The sequence below is a fragment of the Methanobrevibacter sp. genome (assembly GCF_051877095.1).
Classification (GTDB): domain Archaea; phylum Methanobacteriota; class Methanobacteria; order Methanobacteriales; family Methanobacteriaceae; genus Methanocatella.
This window is the reverse complement of sequence record NZ_JBJEIO010000010.1, coordinates 18,279-40,638: the sequence shown is the minus strand read 5'-3', so window position 1 is coordinate 40,638 and position 22,360 is coordinate 18,279. Positions and strand designations below refer to the sequence as shown.

The 22,360-nt window shown below is 30.3% G+C and carries 18 protein-coding genes; 10 read left to right on the top strand and 8 right to left on the bottom strand.

Translation table 11 applies throughout. From position 1 onward, the window contains the following. Positions 1-74: 74 nt before the first annotated feature. The 4 genes from ACI389_RS06750 to ACI389_RS06735 all read right to left on the bottom strand — a co-directional run bounded on the left by ACI389_RS06750 (position 75) and on the right by ACI389_RS06735 (position 4,197). Positions 75-905 carry a DUF362 domain-containing protein gene (locus ACI389_RS06750; RefSeq protein ID WP_439780773.1) on the bottom strand — a complete coding sequence of 277 codons (831 nt, stop codon included), beginning with the start codon at positions 903-905 and terminating at the stop codon, positions 75-77. Then, positions 902-1,798: a TrmJ/YjtD family RNA methyltransferase gene (locus ACI389_RS06745; protein WP_439780772.1), complete on the bottom strand. Its 897-nt coding sequence runs from the start codon at positions 1,796-1,798 to the stop codon at positions 902-904. The genes ACI389_RS06750 and ACI389_RS06745 overlap by 4 nt, the downstream gene beginning before the upstream one ends. A gap of 13 nt (positions 1,799-1,811) precedes the next feature. Continuing rightward, entirely contained in the window at positions 1,812-3,287 is a 1,476-nt protein-coding gene (tfrB, locus tag ACI389_RS06740; RefSeq protein WP_439780771.1) for a fumarate reductase (CoM/CoB) subunit TfrB, read from the bottom strand. 130 nt (positions 3,288-3,417) lie between these two features. After that, positions 3,418-4,197, bottom strand: a complete 780-nt coding sequence (locus ACI389_RS06735; RefSeq protein ID WP_439780770.1) for a restriction endonuclease subunit S — start codon at positions 4,195-4,197, stop codon at positions 3,418-3,420. Between the two features lie 128 nt (positions 4,198-4,325). Between ACI389_RS06735 and ACI389_RS06730 the strand changes: the two genes are divergently transcribed. Continuing rightward, a complete protein-coding gene (locus ACI389_RS06730) occupies positions 4,326-4,760 on the top strand; it encodes a restriction endonuclease subunit S (RefSeq protein WP_439780769.1) in 435 nt (144 codons plus the stop codon). Positions 4,761-4,769: 9 nt separating this feature from the next. On the opposite strand, the gene ACI389_RS06725 is transcribed toward ACI389_RS06730, so the two are convergent. Next, positions 4,770-6,272, bottom strand: coding sequence for a type I restriction-modification system subunit M (locus ACI389_RS06725; protein ID WP_439780768.1), 1,503 nt, complete (start codon positions 6,270-6,272; stop codon positions 4,770-4,772). Positions 6,273-6,281: 9 nt separating this feature from the next. Then, a complete protein-coding gene (locus tag ACI389_RS06720; RefSeq protein ID WP_439780767.1) occupies positions 6,282-9,320 on the bottom strand; it encodes a type I restriction endonuclease subunit R in 3,039 nt (1,012 codons plus the stop codon). A 512-nt stretch (positions 9,321-9,832) separates the two neighbouring features. Here ACI389_RS06720 and ACI389_RS06715 point away from each other — a divergent pair. From ACI389_RS06715 to ACI389_RS06700, 4 genes are all read left to right on the top strand, one after another. Then, complete coding sequence (locus tag ACI389_RS06715; RefSeq protein WP_439780766.1) at positions 9,833-11,335, top strand: DUF2779 domain-containing protein; 1,503 nt, start codon at positions 9,833-9,835, stop codon at positions 11,333-11,335. 137 nt (positions 11,336-11,472) lie between these two features. Further along, positions 11,473-13,362 (top strand): indolepyruvate ferredoxin oxidoreductase subunit alpha, encoded by a 1,890-nt coding sequence (iorA, locus tag ACI389_RS06710; protein WP_439780765.1) that lies wholly within the window; start codon positions 11,473-11,475, stop codon positions 13,360-13,362. A gap of 4 nt (positions 13,363-13,366) precedes the next feature. Further along, complete coding sequence (locus ACI389_RS06705; protein ID WP_439780764.1) at positions 13,367-13,951, top strand: indolepyruvate oxidoreductase subunit beta; 585 nt, start codon at positions 13,367-13,369, stop codon at positions 13,949-13,951. A gap of 56 nt (positions 13,952-14,007) precedes the next feature. Next, positions 14,008-14,286 carry a hypothetical protein gene (locus ACI389_RS06700; protein ID WP_439780763.1) on the top strand — a complete coding sequence of 93 codons (279 nt, stop codon included), beginning with the start codon at positions 14,008-14,010 and terminating at the stop codon, positions 14,284-14,286. A gap of 62 nt (positions 14,287-14,348) precedes the next feature. Here ACI389_RS06700 and ACI389_RS06695 read toward each other — a convergent pair whose 3' ends face one another. Both ACI389_RS06695 and ACI389_RS06690 read right to left on the bottom strand, forming a co-directional pair. Beyond that, entirely contained in the window at positions 14,349-14,780 is a 432-nt protein-coding gene (locus tag ACI389_RS06695) for an amino acid-binding protein (protein ID WP_439780762.1), read from the bottom strand. A 9-nt stretch (positions 14,781-14,789) separates the two neighbouring features. Continuing rightward, entirely contained in the window at positions 14,790-16,094 is a 1,305-nt protein-coding gene (locus tag ACI389_RS06690) for a phenylacetate--CoA ligase family protein (protein WP_439780761.1), read from the bottom strand. Between the two features lie 195 nt (positions 16,095-16,289). On the opposite strand from ACI389_RS06690, the gene ACI389_RS06685 reads away from it, so the two are divergent. The 5 genes from ACI389_RS06685 (at position 16,290) to dnaE (ending at position 22,330) form a co-directional block, all read left to right on the top strand. Beyond that, a complete protein-coding gene (locus ACI389_RS06685) occupies positions 16,290-17,087 on the top strand; it encodes a hypothetical protein (RefSeq protein ID WP_439780760.1) in 798 nt (265 codons plus the stop codon). A 102-nt stretch (positions 17,088-17,189) separates the two neighbouring features. Continuing rightward, positions 17,190-18,803, top strand: coding sequence for a sodium:solute symporter family protein (locus tag ACI389_RS06680; RefSeq protein WP_439780759.1), 1,614 nt, complete (start codon positions 17,190-17,192; stop codon positions 18,801-18,803). Then, positions 18,800-18,913: a symporter small accessory protein gene (locus ACI389_RS06675; protein ID WP_439780758.1), complete on the top strand. Its 114-nt coding sequence runs from the start codon at positions 18,800-18,802 to the stop codon at positions 18,911-18,913. The genes ACI389_RS06680 and ACI389_RS06675 overlap by 4 nt, the downstream gene beginning before the upstream one ends. A gap of 105 nt (positions 18,914-19,018) precedes the next feature. Further along, positions 19,019-19,924: a PHP domain-containing protein gene (locus ACI389_RS06670; RefSeq protein ID WP_439780757.1), complete on the top strand. Its 906-nt coding sequence runs from the start codon at positions 19,019-19,021 to the stop codon at positions 19,922-19,924. Between the two features lie 3 nt (positions 19,925-19,927). Next, the gene (dnaE, locus tag ACI389_RS06665; RefSeq protein ID WP_439780756.1) at positions 19,928-22,330 is read left to right on the top strand and encodes a DNA polymerase III subunit alpha; all 2,403 of its coding nucleotides are present in this window, start codon (positions 19,928-19,930) and stop codon (positions 22,328-22,330) included. Positions 22,331-22,360 lie beyond the last annotated feature (30 nt).

The window sequence follows — 22,360 nt, the reverse complement described above, 5'->3', positions numbered from 1 at the left end:
ACAACATTTACAGAACAACACAAATTCAAGAAAAATAAGGATTTCTACAAAGCCTAAATAAAAATAATTCTTCTTTATAATTCTTTTATCTCGATCAAATCATTCATTCTGTTAACTACATTGTCAATAGTTTTATTGGTGTAATTAATAGTAATTGCATCAAATTTACATATATTACTGCAAAGACCACATCCTTTACAGACATCATAATCAATTGTAATCTTATTATCCTCTAAACTGATGGCTTTATACATGCAAACTTCTTGTAAACATTTTTTACAAAGTTTACATTTATCTTCATTGAATTTTACTTCAACACCTTCAAGTTTTTCCAGTTTGCCACTTATATCTTCATGTAGAGTAGGGTAAACTTTCCATAAGCAGCAACACGGACAGCAATGACAAATTGTCAAAAGACCTTTTCCGGGCCTTACATTCATCCACACAGTATCTATTTTATTCCTTCCGATAATATGGGTAAGCCCTGCAGCATCTGCTTTATCAATTTGAGCAAGTGCTTCATCTACAGTTGCCTTTTTACCAATGTTTTTTGGAATTTTTCTGGATGTCGGACCTAAAAATATGCATCCGATATCTTTAGGATAATCCTGACAGTTATTTGAAGTTCTACAAAGACAATTATTCATGATTACAATATCATCGCAACGTTTTACAACTTCTTTAATAACATCTGTTGGTAAAAATTCACAACCTTTGGATTCGATTTTCTTGTTTATGCTGATGGTATTTGGTATAACAACAATTTCATCATCTTTAAAAAGAAAATTATCAATGAATTTTTTATAAATTTTTGATTTTTTAGTTATTTTAGCTATCCAGAATCTCCAGTTAAAAATGTATTTAAGAACAAATATACTAACATCTGCAAAGCTAATCCTTCTCATTGTTCACCAATTTTGTTTTTCAATCGTCTTAATATTCCTTTGAATGTATGAGCTTCTCTTGAGGTAATGAATGCTCTTGAAATAATGTTATTGAAAGTTTTAATTCCATTTCTTTTTTTATGTTCTGGAATATCTAAATTATTAATTAAATCCACCATATCTTTCAATAAGTATTTTTTTTCGAGATTTGTACTTTCATCAAGTCCTTCCGCACCAAAATCATGTTTATTTTTAAATATCTCATAAAAAATTATCGCAGCAGCATGTGAAATATTTAAAATTGGATATGTTGGATCTGTTGGAATAGAAACACAAATATCACAATCTGCAATTTCTTTATTTGTAAGTCCATTTCCTTCTCTTCCAAACAATATTGCTATTTTATTTGAAACATTCATGGATTGACCAAGTTCTTCTGGTCTTATAGGAATTCTTGATAGGTTATAACTTCCACCAGCCATTCCAGTTGATGCAACTTTAAAATCAATTCTATGAGATTGGTAAAAATCATCTAAAGTAGGAAAAATCATTGCATTTTCAACAATATATTTTCCATGAGTAGCTTGATAATAAGCTTCTTTGGTTAATGTAGGTGGATTAATCAATACTAAATTTTTCAATCCAAAGTTTGCCATTGTTCTTGCAAGAAAACCAATATTTCCAGGTGTTTCACATTCTACAAAAACAATATAAATATTATCTTTAAAAAGACTCAATTCTTTTTGCTCTTGGTCTTTTATAAGTTTTGCTCTTGCAGTTCCTCTAGATTGATTTGTAGATTTTGCTTTTTTTGTCGAAGTTGATTTTTTCTCGCTGTCTTCTTTATCTGAATCTAATGGTACAGTTTCAACTATCTTTTGCTCACTAACAGCAGTATCTCCTATATTAATCAACCCCTAATTTCAATTATTCATAAGCTCTATTTAACAATTCTAAGATGTGTATACATTCAATGTCTCCACATCCAATTTCATTTAAACCATCTTGTATGTTTAATTCGCAAAATGGACATATTGTAACTACTGCATCAGCACCAGTATCTTTAATCATTTCTGCTTTTGCTTTAGATAAATCCATAGCTATTTCTGGTTTTCCGGATTTTATTCCTCCACCAGCACCACAGCATTGGCACGGATACAGCATCTCTTTAAATTCAACACCAGGTATCTTTTCAATAATTTCCCTAGGTGCATCTTTGATGCCTTGACCTCTAGCCAAATGACAAGGGTCATGGTATGTAACAGTCATGTTAACTTCTTTTAGTTTATCTTCATCGAGTTTATCAACTAAAAACTCACTAATATCCATTACATTAAGTTTTGAGCCAAAATCAGGATGATTATTTTTCAATGTAGAACCGCAACCGGAACAAACTGTAATTACAGTATCATAATCCTTAAAGACTTCCTTATTTTTATCAACAAGGTCCTGAACAATATCTGTCTGACCAGTTCTCAAAAGAGGAGAACCACAGCAAACTTGACCTTCAGGAACATCAATGTCTATTCCGTTTTCTTTCAAGACTTTAACTAGTCTATGGCCAACTTCAGGGAATCTATAATCAACCATACAACCAGTAAAGAAAGCTATTTTTGAACCAGTTTTATTTACTGCCTCTTTGATAAATGGTTCTTTATCAGCTTTGAGGGATCTCCCTGTTTTCAAAATGTTTTCCTTAAATGCAACATGTTCAGGTAGTGGTCCGGAGCCGTTTGCAACTGCAATAACTCTCATTTTTTCTATTGCATCTCCAAAGGTATTGATGTTTTTCGGACAAACAGATAAACATTTACCGCAACTGGTACATTTATATAATCCTTCATCCAATGCTTCTTTAAGTCTATCATAATTATCTCTAGGGTCAGTATCAAACTTGTTGATATATCTCATTAAGTAAGGTCCGCCAAATTCCTCTGTTGCAATATTAACAACAGGACAAGTTGAATAGCAAGAATAACATTCAATACAATTTCTAACCTTTTTGGTATCTTTTGTATCCTCTTTAGTGATGCTGGTATCTAAATGGTCGCATTTATGATCACACTGAAGAGACAATTCTAAATCCTTTACTTTTGCTTCAATACTAGATTTATCAACAATCAAATCTTTAATTACTGGGAATCTGAGAGGTTCAATAATAGCTCCGTCCTTAATTTCTTTTTGACAAGCTAATGCACCATTTCCATTAAATAATATTCCACAGGAACCACATTGTCCTGCCCTACAAGAACTTCTAAAACTAATATTAGCATCATATTTTTCATTGATAGCGTTAAGTGCATCAAGAACTTTCATACTAGGTGTTTTATCTATTTCATAACATTCTAAATGAGGTTCTTTGTCTGTTTCACTATCAAATCTTGAAACATAAACTTTAATCATTATTCTTCCCCGAGAAATAAATTATTATAATATAATATTTGTTTTACTAATAAATATATTAATTACTATTGAAGCACAAATTCTGAAGTTTATCTTAATGGTTAATACTGATAATTTGAACATGAATATATTAAATATTTATAGCAGTATCAATCAATCTGGAAGTTAAATTGTATGATTTGATGAATAAATGTTGGATGACTGGAAATCTTACAGATAAATAATGACTAGTGATTATCAAATCACAATTTATCTTTGAAACATCAATTTCACCAGACATTAATTTTGGAAGTAAAGTATCTCTTAGTTTCTGTAATTTATTAATTTCATTATAATTGTCTCTAATCTTCTCAATTATTGGAAATACTAAATTATGAAATTCATTTAATATATCTTCTGGTGGAATTATAATATCCATATCCCCTAAACCATTATCCCAAACAGCATAAGGCATTGTTGTTCCTTTAGAAGTATTTTGAGCATATTGAATAGTTTGATCTAAATTGCACAATAACAATAAATAACTCAAATAATATTCTTTTTTAGGTTTTAATACAAAACATGTTGATCGAGTAATCCCTGAGCAAGGAGAAATAACAACTCTATGAAAATAAACTCTCATTGCTCCTATTAAAATATCATTTTTATCAAATGAAATTAAACTACTATTAGCTTCTTCATCAGATTTTAATTCTGAAATTCCTAGTGAATTCATTGGAATAATATCAATAGGGAGATAAGGTAATCCATTTGTTTCAGATGGTTTGATAGGATTTTTTTTCAGGGACAATAAATCTTTTAAAATACCTATTCTCCAATCTTTGGGAATTTCACCTAATTTTGATTCTGTAAATGTTGAATTACTAAATTTTTCAAAACTTATAAACCAGTAATTAAATATAGAATGCAATAATATCTCTAAATGTTTATTTATTTTTTGATTTAATTCTATTTTATCATCTATTGTAGATAATAAGTTTACAATATTATTCTGAATGTCTAATGGAGGAATACTAATTGGAAATTTTTTAATTATATTTGAGTTTATGGAATGTCACAACAATTGGAGAACTATGTTTAAATGTTTCAAGTGGAGGCACACCAAAAAGTACAAATGAAGAATATTATGGTGGGGATATACCTTGGTTAAATACAAAAGAAATTAATTTTAATAGGATTTATGATACTGAAAAATATATTACACAAGAAGGCTTTGAAAATAGTGCTGCAAAATGGGTTAAAAAAGATTCTGTGATTGTTGCAATGTATGGAGCAACTGCTGCAAAAGTAGCAATGAATATGATTAATCTCACAACAAATCAAGCTTGTTGTAATTTGACTATTGATAAGTCATTAGCTAATCCAAAATTTGTTTATTATTATATTTATGGCAATTATGAAAGATTATTAAACTTATCCTCTGGTGCAGCACAACAAAATTTAAACTCAAATTTATCACCTCCTTTAATATAAATAGTCAATTTAAAATTCAAAACCTATATCTTTTAGATTTTGACGTATTTTTCCTTCAAGTTCGTGGGATTCTTTAAATAAAGCATCTAACTCTGTTGTTAATGTTTTCATTTTTTCTTCAAATGGTATTCCATCGTCTTCTTCAGGTTTAAATCCAACATAACGTCCAGGTGTTAATATGAAATCGTGTTTTTTAATTTCTTTTAAGTCACTAACTTTACAGAATCCTTTTTCATCTTCAAGAGTTCCTTCTTCAAATTTAGTGAAGGTATCAGCAATTAAATTAATATCTTCGTCAGTTAGTTCACGTAATTTCCTTGAAACCATTGTTCCCATTTCACGAGCATCAATAAACAAAGTTTTACCTTTTTGTTTCTTATTACGATTCAAGAACCATAAACATACAGGTATTCCAGTAGTATAGAACAATTGTGTAGGTAATGCAATAATACATTCAACAAGGTCATCTTCTACAATAGCTTGTCTTATTTTTCCTTCACCAGATGTAGTTGATGATAATGAACCATTAGCTAAAACTAATCCGATTTTTCCTTTTGGTGATAAGTGGTGTATCATATGTTGCATCCATGCAAAGTTTGCATTGCCTTTTGGTGGTATTCCATATTTCCATCTTACATCGTCTTGTAATTGTTCTTGTCCCCATTTTTTAAGGTTGAATGGTGGATTTGCCATTATATAATCTGCTTTAAGTGTTGGATGTAAATCATTTAAGAATGTGTCTTCTTGGTGTTCTCCAAGGTTTGCTTCAAGTCCTCTTATGGCTAAATTCATTTTTGCCATTTTCCAAGTTGTTGGATTGGATTCTTGACCATAAATTGATAAATTGTTTATATTTCCACTATGGTTATCAATGAAGTTTTTTGATTGGACAAACATACCTCCAGATCCGCAACATGGGTCATAAACTCTTCCATCAAATGGTTTTAAAACTGAAACTAAAGTTTTTACAACGCATGCAGGAGTGTAAAACTCTCCTGCTTTTTTACCTTCAGTTTCTGCAAACATGCTTAAACAATATTCATAAGTACGTCCAAGAATGTCTTTTTTATCACCTTTCTCAGACATCTGCACATTAGTGAAAATATCAATTACCGCACCAAGTTTCTTTTTATCTAATTCTGGTCTTGAGAAGTTTTTAGGCAATATTCCTTTAAGTGATTTGTTATTGTCTTCAATAGATTTCATTGCTGCATCAATTGCCAATCCATTTTCTGCAGTATTTGCTTTTTTAGCAATTTCTGACCAACGGGCTTCGGGAGGAACAAAGAATATGTTTTTGTAAGTGTATTCGTCAATATCTTCTTCAAAACCATCTCCTTCTTCAACTAGTTCCTGGTATCTTTCTTCGAATTTATCGGATAAGTATTTTAGAAAAATTAATCCTAATACTACATGTTTATATTCGGCTGCATCCATTGAACCTCTTAGTTCCTCAGCAGCATCCCAAATTTGCTTTTCAAAACCTATTTCACTACTATTATCTTTCACCATTTTAATCACCTATGCTGATTCATCAACCCACAATTCACATTGTGCTATAACTTTATCTAAAGCAGATTTCATTTCTTCTGGAGGGTAATCATATTTTTTAAGTAGACGTTTTATTGTTCTTCTCATGTTTGCTCTTGCAGATTCTTTTTTCTGCCAATCTATTGTTCTATTTTTTCTCAAAGAGTCGGTTAATTCCTGTGTAATTTTAATTAAAGTTTCATCATCATAAAACTCGTGGATGTTTTCTGGAAGAGCAATAACGTTGTAAAATGCTAATTCCTCTTCAGTTAATCCTAATTTCTCTCCTTCTAAATGTGCTTCACGTAACATTTTCGCAATTTTGATTAATTCTTCAATTACTTCGTCATTTGTGATATGTCCATTAATGTAATCATTACGTGTCTTTTTTAGAAGTTCTGAAAATTCTTCTGATTTAACAAGATTTGTTCTTGTATATACTCCCACTTCATCATCAAGTAATTTTTCTAAAATGGTTCTGGCTAAATTAGAGGAGTCCAATGCTCTTACTTTATCTAAAAAGTCTGGATCGAATAATGATACTTCTTCACTAACATTAATAACATTGATTACTCCCGTACTTTTAATTGATTGATTAAGTAGTTCTGTAATTTGTTTATTAATTTCGGGCAGGGATAATTTTCCATTGGATGTGACTTTAACAAGGACAGTCCTCACGGCTTCAAAAAATGCTGCTTCAAATCTTTCATGTTTCTTAGCTCTGCTGCTGCATAGTGACAGCCATTTTTTAAGCAGTAATGCTTCTTTTAAATAATTCTTTTTGGTTTCTTCACGTGATAAGTCTTCCATGAAGTTTACTCCACTTGAAATGACTTTTGATCTTTCTAAATCACTGTCACCAAAGAATTTGGAGTAGTCAAATCCGTGGAATAAATCACGGCAGATTTCTAGTTTTTCTTGGAATTTTGGATAAGCCACTTTATCGACATTAGGGTCACCGTATTTCTTTTCGTCCCTATCAGTATATTCACTCATTGCCTTTTTGAGTTCGGCTGCTATTCCAATATAGTCAACAATAAGTCCACCTTCTTTTCCTTTAAATACTCTGTTTACACGAGCAATTGCTTGCATTAAATTATGTCCTTTCATTGGTTTGTAGACATACATTGTTGAAAGTGAAGGAACATCAAATCCTGTAAGCCACATGTCAACTACAATAGCTATTTTCATTGGGTCATTATCATCTTTGAATTTCTTTTCAAGTTCCTTTTTATATGGTTTGTCTCCGATTATTTCATACCACTCTTCTGGGTCTTTATTAGAACCGCTCATTACTACTTTTACTTTTTCATCCCAATTTGGACGTAACTCCAATATTTTTTCATACATTTTTATAGCTATTGGACGGGAATAGGCTACAATCATTGCTTTTCCACTTAATTCATTTGCACGATGGTCTTCGTAATGTTGAACTATGTCGGTACAGATATTTTCAATAATTTCTGGGGCTCCAAGCAATTCTTCCATTTTACTTAATTCACGTTTGCTTCTTTCAATATTGTATTCTTCGGCGTCTTCTTGTAATTCCCAGTATTTGTCATCAATTTTTTCTAGAATTGATTCGTCTAAGTTTATATCTGCAATACGGCTTTCATAGCATATTGGTACTGTTGCTCCATCTTCTACTGATTGGGTCATGTCGTAAATATCAATATAATCTCCAAATACTTCTCTGGTGTTTCTATCTGCTCTTGAAATAGGTGTTCCTGTAAAACCAATAAATGTTGCATTTGGAAGTGCATTGTGTATTCTCCTAGCAGCGCCTATTTTTATTTCACCAGTTTTGGGATCTACTTTTTCTTCAAGACCATACTGGCTTCTGTGTGCTTCATCGGATATTACAATAACATCTTCTCGGTCTGTTAATGATTCATCATAATCATCGAACTTTTGCATTGTTGAGAAGAAAATACCATTGGCTTTTCTATCATTTAGTAACTCTTTTAAGTTTTTCATGCTTGTAGCTTGTTTTGGTGTCTGTCTTAAAAAGTTACTACATTTAGCAAATTGTGAATATAACTGGTCATCTAAATCATTACGGTCTGTAATTACTACAAATGTTGGACTTTCAAGTTTTTGTTGGAGTTTATTAACATAGAATACCATTGATAAACTTTTTCCGCTGCCTTGAGTGTGCCAGAATACTCCTGCTTTATGATCACTTTGAAGGGCTTTAACTGTTGAGTTTACTGCTTTGTTAACTGCAAAATATTGATGGTATGCTCCAAGTATCTTAATTTTGGTTGTTGAATCATTTGAATATACAATGAAATTCTTTAGGATATCTAAAAATCTTTTTGTATCGAAAATACCTTCAAAGAATGTTGTAAAATCAGCCCATTGTGTTGTCTCATAACTGCCATCAGTTGTTTTCCATTCCATGAATCTGTCTTCAGATGCAGTTATTGTACCTGCTTTTGAAATGGACATATCGCTCATTACGCAAAACGCATTATAATTAAAAAGGGAAGGAATAACTTGCATATATTTTTTTAATTGATTATATGCTTCAGAAGTGTCTGTATTTTCTCTTGAAGGAGATTTTAACTCACATACTACTAATGGAAATCCATTTACAAAAACAACAATGTCTGGTCGTTTAACTTCTTTTTCTTCAACAGTCCATTGATTAATAACTGTGAATGTATTATTTCTTTCGTTTTCAAAATCAATCAGTTTAACATGAGTTGATTTTTCTTTTCCATCTTTCCAGTAATTAACATTAATCCCATTTTGGAGATATTCCATAAATTTATTATTTTTATTTTCAAGTGAATCATTTCCAAAATCTTGGATTACTTCAATAGTTTTATCAACAGCTTCTTTATCCAATTTATTATTAATTTGATATAATGCATTCAAATCATCCATATAAAGAGGGTTTTTATAATCTCTTTCTATATCTGGACCATAATAGTACATGTAACCTAAATTCTGAAATAATTCAATCAATGATTTTTCATAAGTATCTTCATTATAAAATGAAATAAGACCATCTCCATAGAACAATATTATAAAATAAACACAATATTATATTATTCATATTTATGTGCCAATTTACTATTTAAATATATTAATTCAATTTTGTGTAATTGTTTATTTTTCATGTTAATGGTTTAATTTTAGTATGAAACTTATATTCTCTTTTTATTATTCATATTTATGTGTTTTAGAGTAAGTTTGGACGATATTTTTGATTTATTAGATAAAAAATAGAATGAGAAAATTTCTGACATAAAAATCTTTGATGTCCAAAAAAGAGTATTTAACATGATTTTTCTATTAATACTGTGTATAATAACTTTTATTACTTTTTTCAAAAATTAGTCTATTGTGTAATATATAATTATAATAAATGTCTAGATGCTACAATGCAATATGCAATAGTAAATTGTTCCCATTTTTTCAATACGAAGAGTTTTGCTGAGTGGTGGAGATAGTATGAATATATTGAAAACAAATTAAAAGAAAAAATTATTAATAAAAATTCGGATTAAATGCTAATTAATAGGAGATAAATTATGGATAGGATATTTTTATCAAAATCTGACTATTGCAAATGTGTGCAATGTGAAAAGATTCTTTGGTTAGACAAATATAGATCAGATGTATTGGAAAGTGAAACCGATGAATCTGTTTTTGAAACTGGTAGGCAAGTAGGTGAAATTGCAAAAGGATTATTTGGAGATTATGAAGATATTCCTAGTGATAATCCTATTAAAGCGAGGATTGAAAAAACAGAACGATTAATTAAAGATAAGCCAAATGTAATTGCAGAAGCGTCTTTTATTTATGATAATAATTTTTGCAGTGTGGATATTTTAAAAAATGATGTGGATGGGGTTGAAATTTATGAAGTAAAAAGTTCCACAAAAATAAAAGACATATACATAGATGATGTTGCATATCAATACTTTGTTTTATCAAATCTTGGTTTAAATGTAAAAAAAGCAGCTATTGTTTATATTAACAATGAATACATTAGAGGCACAGAATTGAATATAGAACAATTGTTCAATATAGAAAATATAACTGATATAGCTGTTGAAAAGCAAGATGAAATAAAAAGCAATATTGATTTTATTAATGAATACATGAAAAACTATGAGGAGAATGAACCTGTTAAAGAACTGGGAAAGTATTGTTTCGATCCATATTCATGTAGTTTCTGGGATTACTGTACACGGGATTTGCCAACTCCCAATGTATTTGATATAAGTGGGATGTACAAATCCAAAAAGTTTGAAAAGTATTATGATGGTAAAATATCATTTAAAGATTTAGAACATGAGAGTCTCAATCCAAAATATTTGGAACAGATTGATTTTGAATTAAATAACCGAGAAGAGAAAATAAATAAAGATGCAGTAAAGCAGGTATTATGTTCTCTTAAATATCCTTTATACTTCATTGATTATGAAACTTGTCAATATGCCATTCCGGAATACGAAGGAACAAAACCATATCAGCAAATACCTTTCCAATATTCGCTGCATGTAATCAAAGAACCTGGCGCTCCTATTGAGCATAAAGAATATTTAGCAGAAGCTGATGATGATAATTTAATTAGAACTTTTGCAGAGTCTATGATTGAAGATATGCCTGAAGACGGCAGTGTCATTGTTTATAATAAAGCATTTGAAGCTACACGTAATAAAGAAATCGGAAAATTATTCCCGGATTTGGAAGATGAAATGAAAAGATTTAATGACAATATGGTTGATTTAATGGTGCCGTTTAAAAACAGAGATTATTATACAAAGGAAATGAAAGGTTCTTATTCCATAAAATATGTTTTACCTGCATTATATCCTGATGATCCTGAATTGGATTATAGTAATTTGCCTGTAGTGCATAATGGTTTTGAAGCAGCTCATGCTTTTTTAAGTCTGAAAAATAAAACACCAGAAGAACAATCTGAAATAAGAGATGGCTTACTTAAGTATTGTGAACTTGATACTTATGCCATGGTAAAGATATGGATGAAATTCAAAGAAGTAATTGGTGATGATGACATTTTATAAAAGCAGATTTGAAACTTATTTATAATAATTTTTATTATTTTTTTAAAATTTAGTGTGTTAGAGGGCGATTGTGCAATATATTTATGTAATTATAATAATATAATATTAATATTAATGATTATTTTGAGGAAACTATAATGAATTTAAAAGAATTAGTTACAGGAGGATCTGGTGAAAAGCAATTTTTACTAGGTAATGAAGCTGCTGTAAGGGGACTTATAGAAGCAGGTGTTTCTATTGCAGCTACATATCCCGGAACTCCTTCATCAGAAATTGGAAATGTATTATCAGTATTGGCTAAGGATGCTAATATTTATTTTGAATTTTCTACTAATGAAAAAGTCGCAATGGAGGTTGCAGCAACTGCAGCTGTTTCAGGTCTTAGATCATTTACATTTATGAAACATGTGGGTATGAATGTTGCAGCAGATTCATTTATGACAACTGCATACTCCGGGGTTAATGGTGGGATGGTTATTTTATCAGCTGATGATCCATCACTTTTCTCATCTCAAAATGAGCAAGACACCCGTAATTATGCAAGACTCGCAAATGTACCTATTTTAGAGCCATCTAACTGTCAGGAAGTAAAAGATATGGTTAAATATGCATTTGATTTATCTGAACAATTTAATATTCCTGTAATTGTCAGGACAACCACTCGTGTATCTCATATGAGGGGTGTTGTTGAATTTGGGGATGTTGTGGATAACTCATCAAATAATGATGACCACTGGAAGAGAGGTCATTTCAACAAGGATCCTTCAAAATATGTTCCTGTTCCTGCATTTGCTGGGGATATGCATGTAAAACTTTGGGATAAGATTCATAAAATTGAAGAGATCACCAATAAAAGTGAATTTAATCATGAAATCAGTTCAGGGGATAAAAAATATGGGTTAATTGCTTCAAGTAGTGCTTATAATTATGCTCATGATGTTGTAAAATTCAATAATTTGGATATCAGTGTTTTGAAGTTAGGATTTAGCTATCCGTTCCCACAGGAGAAAGTAGCTGAATTTTTAGATGGCTTGGATGAAGTATTTATAGTAGAAGAAGTTGATCCAATTATTGAAAGAGATACTTTAGCTTGCATTGGAGCATTAAACCTTAATGTTCAAGTTCATGGTAAACTGGATGGAACTTTCCCGATTTATCATGAATTTAACTCAGATATTGTTGCTGATGGATTAAATAAAATATTAAGTTTCAAAAATGATGAATCAATTGAATTTTCTGAAAGTTTAGAAAAATTAAGTGATGATATTCCATCTCGTGCTCCTGTTTTATGTGCAGGATGTCCTCACAGAGCAATGTATTATGGAATTAATGTAGCAATCGAAGAATTAGGATTAAAACCTGAAGATGTAATATTTGCTTCTGATATTGGATGTTATACATTAGGTATTAACCCTCCTTACAATGCAGCTGATTACTTATTATCTATGGGTTCTAGTGTAGGAGATGGTTGTGGATTTTCTGTTTCCTCAGATCAAAAAGTAGCTAGTTTTATTGGTGATTCAACATTTTTCCACAGTGGTATTTCTCCATTAATAAATGCGGTGCATAATAAACATAATTTTGTTTTAACTGTGCTTGATAATAGGATTACTGCGATGACTGGTGGTCAGCCAAATCCTGGAATTCCTGTTGATGGAATGGGGGATGAAGCTCCTGAAGTATCTATTCGTAAATTAGCATTAGCTTGTGGAGTTGATTTTGTACGTGTAATCAATCCATTTAACTTAGATCAAGTTGTTAAAACATATATGGAAGCATTCCAGAGAGATGATGTAGCAGTAATTATATCAAAAGCTCCATGTACTTTAATTAAAGGTTTAACTAAAAAACCTCCAGTTAAATTTGTTGAAAGTAATTGTAATGCTTGTGATAAATGTGTTAGTCAATTAGCATGTCCTGCAATTTCTAAAATTAATGGAAAAATAACTATTGATGAATCTCAATGTGATGGATGTGGTGCATGTGTCCAAGTATGTAAATATGGTGCTTTAGAGGATGGTAGGTGAGAAAATGGATAATCATTATAATATTTATATTTGTGGTGTTGGAGGTCAAGGAATTATTAAAACCTCAACAATTATTGGTGAAGCTGCAATGAATCAAGGTTTAGATGTAGTGATGAGTGAAATTCACGGTATGTCTCAAAGAGGAGGTTCAGTTTCTACTGAATTAAAAATAGGTGGTTATAATTCATCAATTATTCCAAATCAAGGTGCAGATATGTTGCTTTCTTTTGAACCTATTGAGACAATAAGGGGATTAAATAAAGTAAATTATGAGACTAAAATTGTTTATAATACTCATCCAATTATTCCATCTTCATCTGATAAGCCATATCCTAGTGTTGATAGTATTACTAAAACCTTAAAGGAAAACTTTAAACATGCACTTCCGATTAATGGAACTCAATTAGCTATGGATGCAGGTAGTGTACTTGCATTGAATATGGTTCTTTTAGGTGCAGTAACTGCTGATGATAGATTCCCATTAACAAAAGAATCTGTTATTGAGGCTATGAAAAACAATTTAAAACCTAAATTCCATGAAATGAATTTAAAAGCTATTGAAAGCGGATATAAATCCATTAAAAGTTAAAAACTTAAATACTATTTAAACTAAAGATAAAATTAGATATTAAAAGTGTGATAATTATGGCTTATAAAATTGATAATGCGATTATAAAAAAAGATAGGGCTGGAAAAGTAACTTTAATTGATCCTGAAAATGTTTTTGGTGATGAAGATGCATTTATCGCTGTTAAAAGTGATGATTTAATTACAATTCAACTTTTAATTAATGCTATTTTGAAAAATGATTTCAAAAAATGGAAAGAAATAGGTCTTATTCCTGAAAACGAACCAATTAAAAGCCTATTTGTCCGCTTAGGTTATTCAAAAGAAGATATAGCTAACATGTTAAAAGAATTTTAGCTATATTTATTTATTCTTTTTTTTTAAAATTTAAAAATAGTTTAGAAGAGAGTAAATCCCTTCTATAAAAATTGAATGTCTTCTTTTTTAAGGAGTTTAATACCATTATCTTGTAATGCTTCTTTAGCTTTTTGCATGTTTTCTAATCTCATAACTAAAGTAGCAACATCAGGTTTACTACTTACAAATGCATATAAGTATTCTAAATTAATTCCTTTTTCGTCAAATGTTGTTAATACAGAGTTTAATCCATTAGGTTTGTCTGGAATTTCTAAAAGAAGGACTTCATTTTCTTTTACAATAAAACCATCTTTTTCAAGAGCTTCTATTGCTTTTTTGTTATCAGAAACAATTAATCTTAAAATACCATATTTAGTTGTATCAGCTATTGAAAGAGCACGAATATTGATATCTGCTTCTGCTAATGTGTTCATAGCTTTTTTAATTCTTCCTTCTTTATTTTCCACAAAAACTGAAATTTGTTTTACTTCCATTTTACCACCTTAATCTTCAAATTTCCTTTCATCAATTACACGTACTGCTTTACCTTCACTTCTTGGAAGTGATTCTGGTTCACAAATAGTTACATCTACTCTAAGTCCAGTTTCAGATCTAATTGATGCTTGGATTTGTTTTTCAACTTTTTCCATTTCTTTCATTTCATCGAAGAATAATTCTTTTGAAGCTTCTACTTTAACTTCCACTTCGTCTAAAATGTCAGGTCTTGTTACATGTATGAGGTAATTAGGACTAATTCCTTGGATTTTAAGTAATGCTTTTTCGATTTGTGATGGGAATACCATTACACCTTTAATTTTTAACATATCGTCACTTCTACCAGTAATTCTAGTCATTCTAACGGTAGTTCTTCCACATTCACATTTCTTACCAATTAAAGAGGTTAAATCTTTTGTTCTGAATCTTAAAATAGGCATTCCAGTTTTAGTTAATGAAGTTAAAACAAGTTCACCTTTTTCTCCGTATTCTAAGGTTTCACCAGTTTCAGGGTTAATGATTTCTGGATAGAAATGATCATCTTGAATGTGCATTCCATTTTGCTCGTCACATTCTTGAGCAACACCTGGTCCCATAACTTCTGTTAAACCATAAATGTTATGGGTTTTAATTCCAAGAGATGATTCTATTCTTTTTCTCATCTCATCAGTCCACATTTCAGCTCCATGAATTCCTGCTTTTAAATTAATGTCTTCTAATGGAATTCCAGCTTTTTCACGGGATTCTCCTATATATGCTGCATATGAAGGAGTACATGTTAGGATATCACTTTGGAAATCAACCATTGTGTCAAGTTGTCTTTGGGTGTTTCCTGCTGAAATTGGGATTGTGATAGCTCCCATTTTGTTTCCTCCGTGGTGAATTCCAAATCCACCGGTAAATAGTCCGTATCCATATGCATTTTGGATGATGTAATCTTTTTCAGCACCTGCCATTTTAAGACCACGTGCAATACATTCTCCCCAAATGTCTAAATCGTTTTGAGTGTATGCTGTAACTGTTGGTTTTCCAGTTGTTCCGGATGATGCATGTACTTCCACAATGTCTTCACGTGGAACTGCAAGTAATCCTAATGGGTAAGCTTCTCTTAAGTCGCTTTTTGTAGTAAATGGAATTTTTTCAATGTCTTTTAATGTTTTGATGTCTTCTGGTTTTAAACCAATTTCATCAAATCTTTTTTTATAAAACTCTACATTTTCATATGCGAGTTTAACAGATTTTTGTAATCTTTTAAGTTGTATTTTTTCCTTTTCTTCTTTACTCATACATTCGGCTTTCTCGTTCCAAAACATATTATCCCTATTTTTCATTTTTTTACATTATTTAATTATTTTTGTTCAATTTTATAAATGTTTAGTTTTTAGCATTTTTTTCATTGAAAAAACATTGCTTTGATGTGATAAAATCTTAAATTAACATCAATTTTTACTTTATTTTTTAAAAAAACTATTTATAATTGTTTAATTCTAAATTAAATTGGTGATACTTTGAATTTTAGGTTTAACGAGTGTAAAAAAGAATTTGATGGGGGAAATTTTGGTAAAGCATTGGATATTTTAAATGAAATTGAAAGTGATGATGAAGATTATAAATTTGCATTGATGCTTAAATACAATTGTTTGATGGGTCTTGGTTGTTATGATGATGCATTAGTTATCATAAATCTGTTAATTGGTGAGGATCCTTACTTTTTGCTTTTATGGTTTGATAAAGTTAAATGCTTGTATTATATTGAGGATTTAGCAAATGCTAAAGTTGCATTAAAACATGTTGAACGTCTCATTGATTTAGAGGATGTAAATGATATTATTTGCTTTGTAAAGCTATGTAATTTAGTTGGTGAACATGAAACTGCACTTAAATATTGTGATATTGTGCTTGATATTGATGATAATGTGGATATATTACTTGAAAAATCAATTGTTTCAAATATTTTTAATGACAAGGAAATGATGAGTGAATGTGGTGATAAACTTTTAGAGGTTTGTGAGGATAATATATCGATATTATTGATTCCATTTGCATTGAAGCTATTTTCTGGAATGTATATGGATTGTTTTAATGTTATTTTAAAGATAGATTCTCTAGATTTTAAGATGGGTGAAATATTAAAGAAAATTCTTTATAATCAGATGTTATGTGATTTGAATATTCAAATTTGGGTAGAAAAGAGGATAGAATTGACAATAGATGAATCAATATTCTTGCTTTTTGATTATAAATATGATGGAATTGAATGTGGGGAGGTTAAAAATGTTAATTATATAATACTCACTAAAAATTAATGTACAAATATGTACTATAATGTATGATAGTAATCTTTATATAAATAATTATGCTAATAATAGTAATGTAAGTGTTAATTTTATTTTTTGAGGTTATTATTTATGGACGTAATGATTTTATCAATTGTATTTATAATTTACATATTTATGCTTGTTTTTGTAGGTTATTACGCATACAAAAAAACTAATTCCTCTGAAGACTTCATGATTGCTGGTAAAGATACACACCCATTCATTATGGCAATGAGTTACGGGGCTACATTTATCTCGACAGCAGCTATTGTTGGTTTTGGAGGAGTTGCTAGTGAATATGGTATGAGTGTTTTATGGTTAGCATTCTTAAACATCATCGTTGGTGTATTTATTGCTTTTGTCTTTTTAGGAAAAAGAACCCGTAGAATGGGACATGCATTAAATTCATTAACATTCCCTGAATTTTTAGGAAAACGTTTTAATAGTAAATTTATCCACTATTTCTCTGGAATGATTATTTTCTGTGCAATGCCACTTTATGCGGCTGTTGTATTGATTGGAGCAGCAAGATTTTTAGAATCTTCTTTATTAATTGATTTCAGTATTGCTCTTCTTATATTATCAATTATTATTACATTTTATGTATTATTCGGAGGTATTCGTGGTGTAATGTATACTGATGCATTACAAGGAAGTATCATGGTTGTTGCTATGATATTCTTGCTTGTATTTGTATATTGGTTACTAGGTGGAGTAACTACTGCAAACACTGCATTGACAAATATGGTTAACTTATATCCTGCTGATGCTCTTGCAACGGGAGGAACTGGATGGACGTCATTTCCAACATTTGGAAGTCCATTTTGGTGGTCTCTTGTATCCTCAACACTCATAGGTGTAGGTATTGGAGTACTTGCTCAACCTTCATTGATTGTAAGATTTATGACAGTTAAATCAGATAAAGAATTAAACAGATCTGTATTAATTGGAGGAATATTCATTGCAATCATGCCAACAACAGCATATATCGTAGGATCACTTTCTAATGTGTACTTTAATGGTACACTTGGAAAAATAGCAGTAGATGTAGTTGGAGGAAACATCGATAAGGTAATTCCAACATTTATTACAATGGCACTACCGGAATGGTTTGTATATATCTTCTTACTTTCATTAATTGCAGCAGCAATGTCAACAATATCTTCACAATTACACACTCAAGGAACAGCGTTCGGTGTGGATATTTACGGTACATTAAGAGACAAATCCAAACAAAAATTAGATCAAGTAAGCATTTCCAGAGTAGGTATTTTAATAGCTATTATATTAGCATTAATAATGGCATTTGTACTTCCAGGAAGTGTAGTTGCACTTGGAACAAGTTTATTCTTTGAAATTTGTGCAGCAGCATTCTTACCAGTATTCTTAGGAGCACTCTACTGGAAAGGAATCACAAGACTCGGAGCTATTGCAGGAATAGTATCTGGAACAATAGTCAGTTTATTCTGGTTGATTTTTGTATTTAAAAAGACTGCTCTTGGACTTGGAATCTGTAAACTTATCTTTGGAGTTGAAACATTACTTCCTGCAGCACCATGGCCATTTATTGATGTAATGTTAATTGCAGTACCAATATCTGCAATATTTACAATAGTAGTGAGCTTACTTACAAAACCTCTAGAACAAGAGGTAATCGATAAAGCATTTGAAAACATAGACAATAATGGAAGTGAAGCACAATGATGGTTTTGGGAATAGAAGACCCAATGATTTGGGGTGTATATATAGGAATTATATTATCCACACTTTTATGTGTTGTTTATGGTATTGTAAATTGGAATAAAGGGGATTAAATCTCCTTTCAACTTTTTTTTTATTATTTTTCTGGTTTAATATTATAGTCAAAGATAAAAATTTAATTTTATCAAATACAAAATATTAAAACAGGAGAAAAAATAATGGATTCATTCGTAAATCTTCATGTTCATAGTTTGCATTCAATTCAAGATTCAGTTATAAAGATTGAAGAACTAATAGATAAAGTTATAGAGTATGATCAGTCTAGTGTAGCTATTACGGACCATTCTAGTTGTGCAGCATGGATTAAATTCAGTCAATGTGCTAAAGAAAAGAATATTCATCCTATTTTTGGTAATGAATTTTATTGCTGGCAGTTTGGAGAATCTAAAAATAGTGACAGAGACCATTTAGTTTTATTAGCTATGAATCAAGAGGGTATGGTTAATATTAGGCGTTTTCAAAGATTAGCGGTTAATAATTTTTATTATAAACCTATTCTTAGATATGAAGTTTTACAAGAAAATCCTCATGATGGAATTTATGCCACTTCAGCTTGTTTTTCTTCAACAATTTCAAAATATATTTTGTTAAATAGCTTTGATAGGGCAGCCAATTATTGTGAATTTTTTTATAATCTTTTTGATGGTAACTTTGCTCTTGAATTACAATTTCATCCAGATTTTCACATGCAATCAATAGTTAATATGGGTCTTGTAAAATTAAGTGAAGAATTATCAATTCCATTAACTGTAAGTTCTGATGCTCATTTTCTTGATGAGAAAGACAGAGACCTAAGAAGGATTGTAAAAGCTATTTCTTATAATAAAGAGTATAATGAAATTGATGAATCCTTAAAAAGTAATTGTCTTGGTAATTCTGAGTTAATAATGAAGTTTGCCAAGGAATCTGATTTTCCATATATGGATTTAGTTCCAAAAGCAATTAAGCAAACTCAAAAAATCGCTAAACAGTGCAAAGGATATATAGAAGAGCCTAAAAGACATATTCCTATTTTTGATAAGCATGATGAACTTGATAAATTATTTGAATTGCAGGAATGGTAATTAATGGATAATCATCAATATTTAGTTGAAAAATCATTTCAAGGCCTTGAAAAAAGAGGATTTAAGAATAATCCAGAATATGTTGAAAGATTAATCAAGGAACTTGACATTATCAAATCCGGAGATTTAGCTGATTTCTTTTTAAACACAGCTTTTATTTGTCAGAAATCTAAAAGCAAGGGGATTAGATTAGGTCCTGGAAGAGGTTCTGCTGCAGGTAGTCTTGTTTGTTATTGCCTTAAAATAACTGAGATAGATCCAATTGAACATAAACTGTTATTTGAAAGATTTTTAAATCCTACAAGAATCAGTTCTATTGGATTAGCGGATATTGATACTGATATTGACAGTACAAAACGCCAAAAGGTTCTTGAAGAGGTTAAAAATGATTTTGGATTAGATAAAAGTTTTCAAGTAATTAATCACTTGCAATGGACAGAAAAACTAGCTATTAAAGATTTAGCAAGACTTGACGGAGTATCATTTAGACAATCTAATAATATTACAAAAGCAATGGGTAGAAGTGAGCATGTTGAAAATGTTCCAAAAGTTATGGAATTTTTAAAAAAGCATCCATTTATTGAGAAAAATTACAAAAAGCTTGTAGGTTTAATTAAATCATATAGTGTTCATGCAGGTGCAGTAATAACTCTGGATAAACCTGTAGAATATTATGATTCACTTTTAAGAGTTAATGATTTAGTGTGTTTGGATAATGATGGTAAAACATGTGAATCATTAGGATTTCTTAAAAACGATTTACTCGGAATAAAGCCACTGGCAGTATTTGAAGATGCATTGAATTTAATTAAAGAGGATGTAAAGCTTCCACAAACATATGATGATGAAGAAGTTTTTAAAACAATAAATAAATCACAATTAGGATTATTCCAGTTAGGTGCAGGTGCAACAGGTAGTGTTTGTCGGATGTTAAAGCCAAAAAACTTTGAAGAATTAGCAGCTGTTGTAGCACTTTCAAGACCTGGTGCAAAAAGTGGAGGAGACCGTGAAAGATATATAGACTGCAAGCATGGAAAAAAATTAGTAAACTATGAACATCCAGACTTAGAACCAATCTTAAAAGAAAACTATGGTGCGATAATTTATCAAGAAGATGTAATGAGGATAATCACTGATTTTGCAGGATTAACACCAGCGGATGCAGATAATATCAGAAGAGGAATAAGTAAAAAGATACCTGAAATCTTTGAAGAATACTATCCAAAATTCATTAAGGGATGTGTTAACCGTGGAATTGATGAAGAAGTAGCTATTAAAGTATGGGATAAAATAGGAAGTTCTGGTGCTTATTCATTTAATAAGTCTCATTCTGTAGCATATGCAATGATAGCATATCTTGGAGGATGGTTAAAAACATATTATCCATCAGAATTTTACATTGCTTCTCTAAATCATGTAGATAGTGAAAGTAAAAGGCAAAAAATCTTAGATGAACTTGTAAATGAAGGATATGAACTAACAAATCCAAATGTCAATATTTCAACTTGTAAATATGCAATTACAGACAATAAAGTTTATTTACCTTTAACATCAGTCAAAGGAGTGGGAATTCCAGCTACCGTAGCGATAATAGAAAACAGACCTTTTAGATCATTTAAAGATTTCATGAAACATAAAACAAGCAAAGTCAATGCAAAAATAGTCAAGGCATTAATAGAAGCAGGAGCTTTAGATGACTTTAATAGGCAAAGAGATGAAATGTATTCAATTGTTTCAGGTAAAAAAGTTAAATGGGATGAAACCGAGAAAATGTCAAGAGAATTTCAAAGGATTAACATTGTAATAAATGAAAATCTCTTAGATAAATATGATTTGAGTCAAATGAGTATAGCTAATGAAGTTAAAAGTATTGCTAGTTTAAAAGAGACTTCTGAGTATTCTGATTACTACATTAAAGTAATGTGTATGGAATTTAGTGAAAAAAATGGTTATGGTATAGCTAAGGTTAGTGATGGATTTAATACTCTAAATTTAACAGTTCCTAGTGAGCTTATTGAGAGATATGGAAATGATTTAAATAAAATAGGTGCTCCATTATTCTGCCATGTAAATGGACAAGGTGACTTTTATAGAATATTATCTTTAATTTATTTAGATGATTTAGAAAAATATGAAAAGGAAATAGATTTCTATACAGGTGTAGCTATTAAAAAACTTAAAAAACTTCAAAAAGATAGTGATATCAATGTGGGACTAGTAAGAGACATACATTACTTTAAAAGTCGAAAAAACAATGACTGTGTAAGATATAATGTTCAGATAAGTGAAAATAAGATTCTAACAGGTAAAATGAACTGTATAAATCCGCCAAAGCTTTTTGAAGGTGATTATATTTATTATATCGCTAGGGATAATGTGTTTTTAGATATTGTTAAAATCATATGATGCTTTTTTTGTTATAAAATGATAATATTT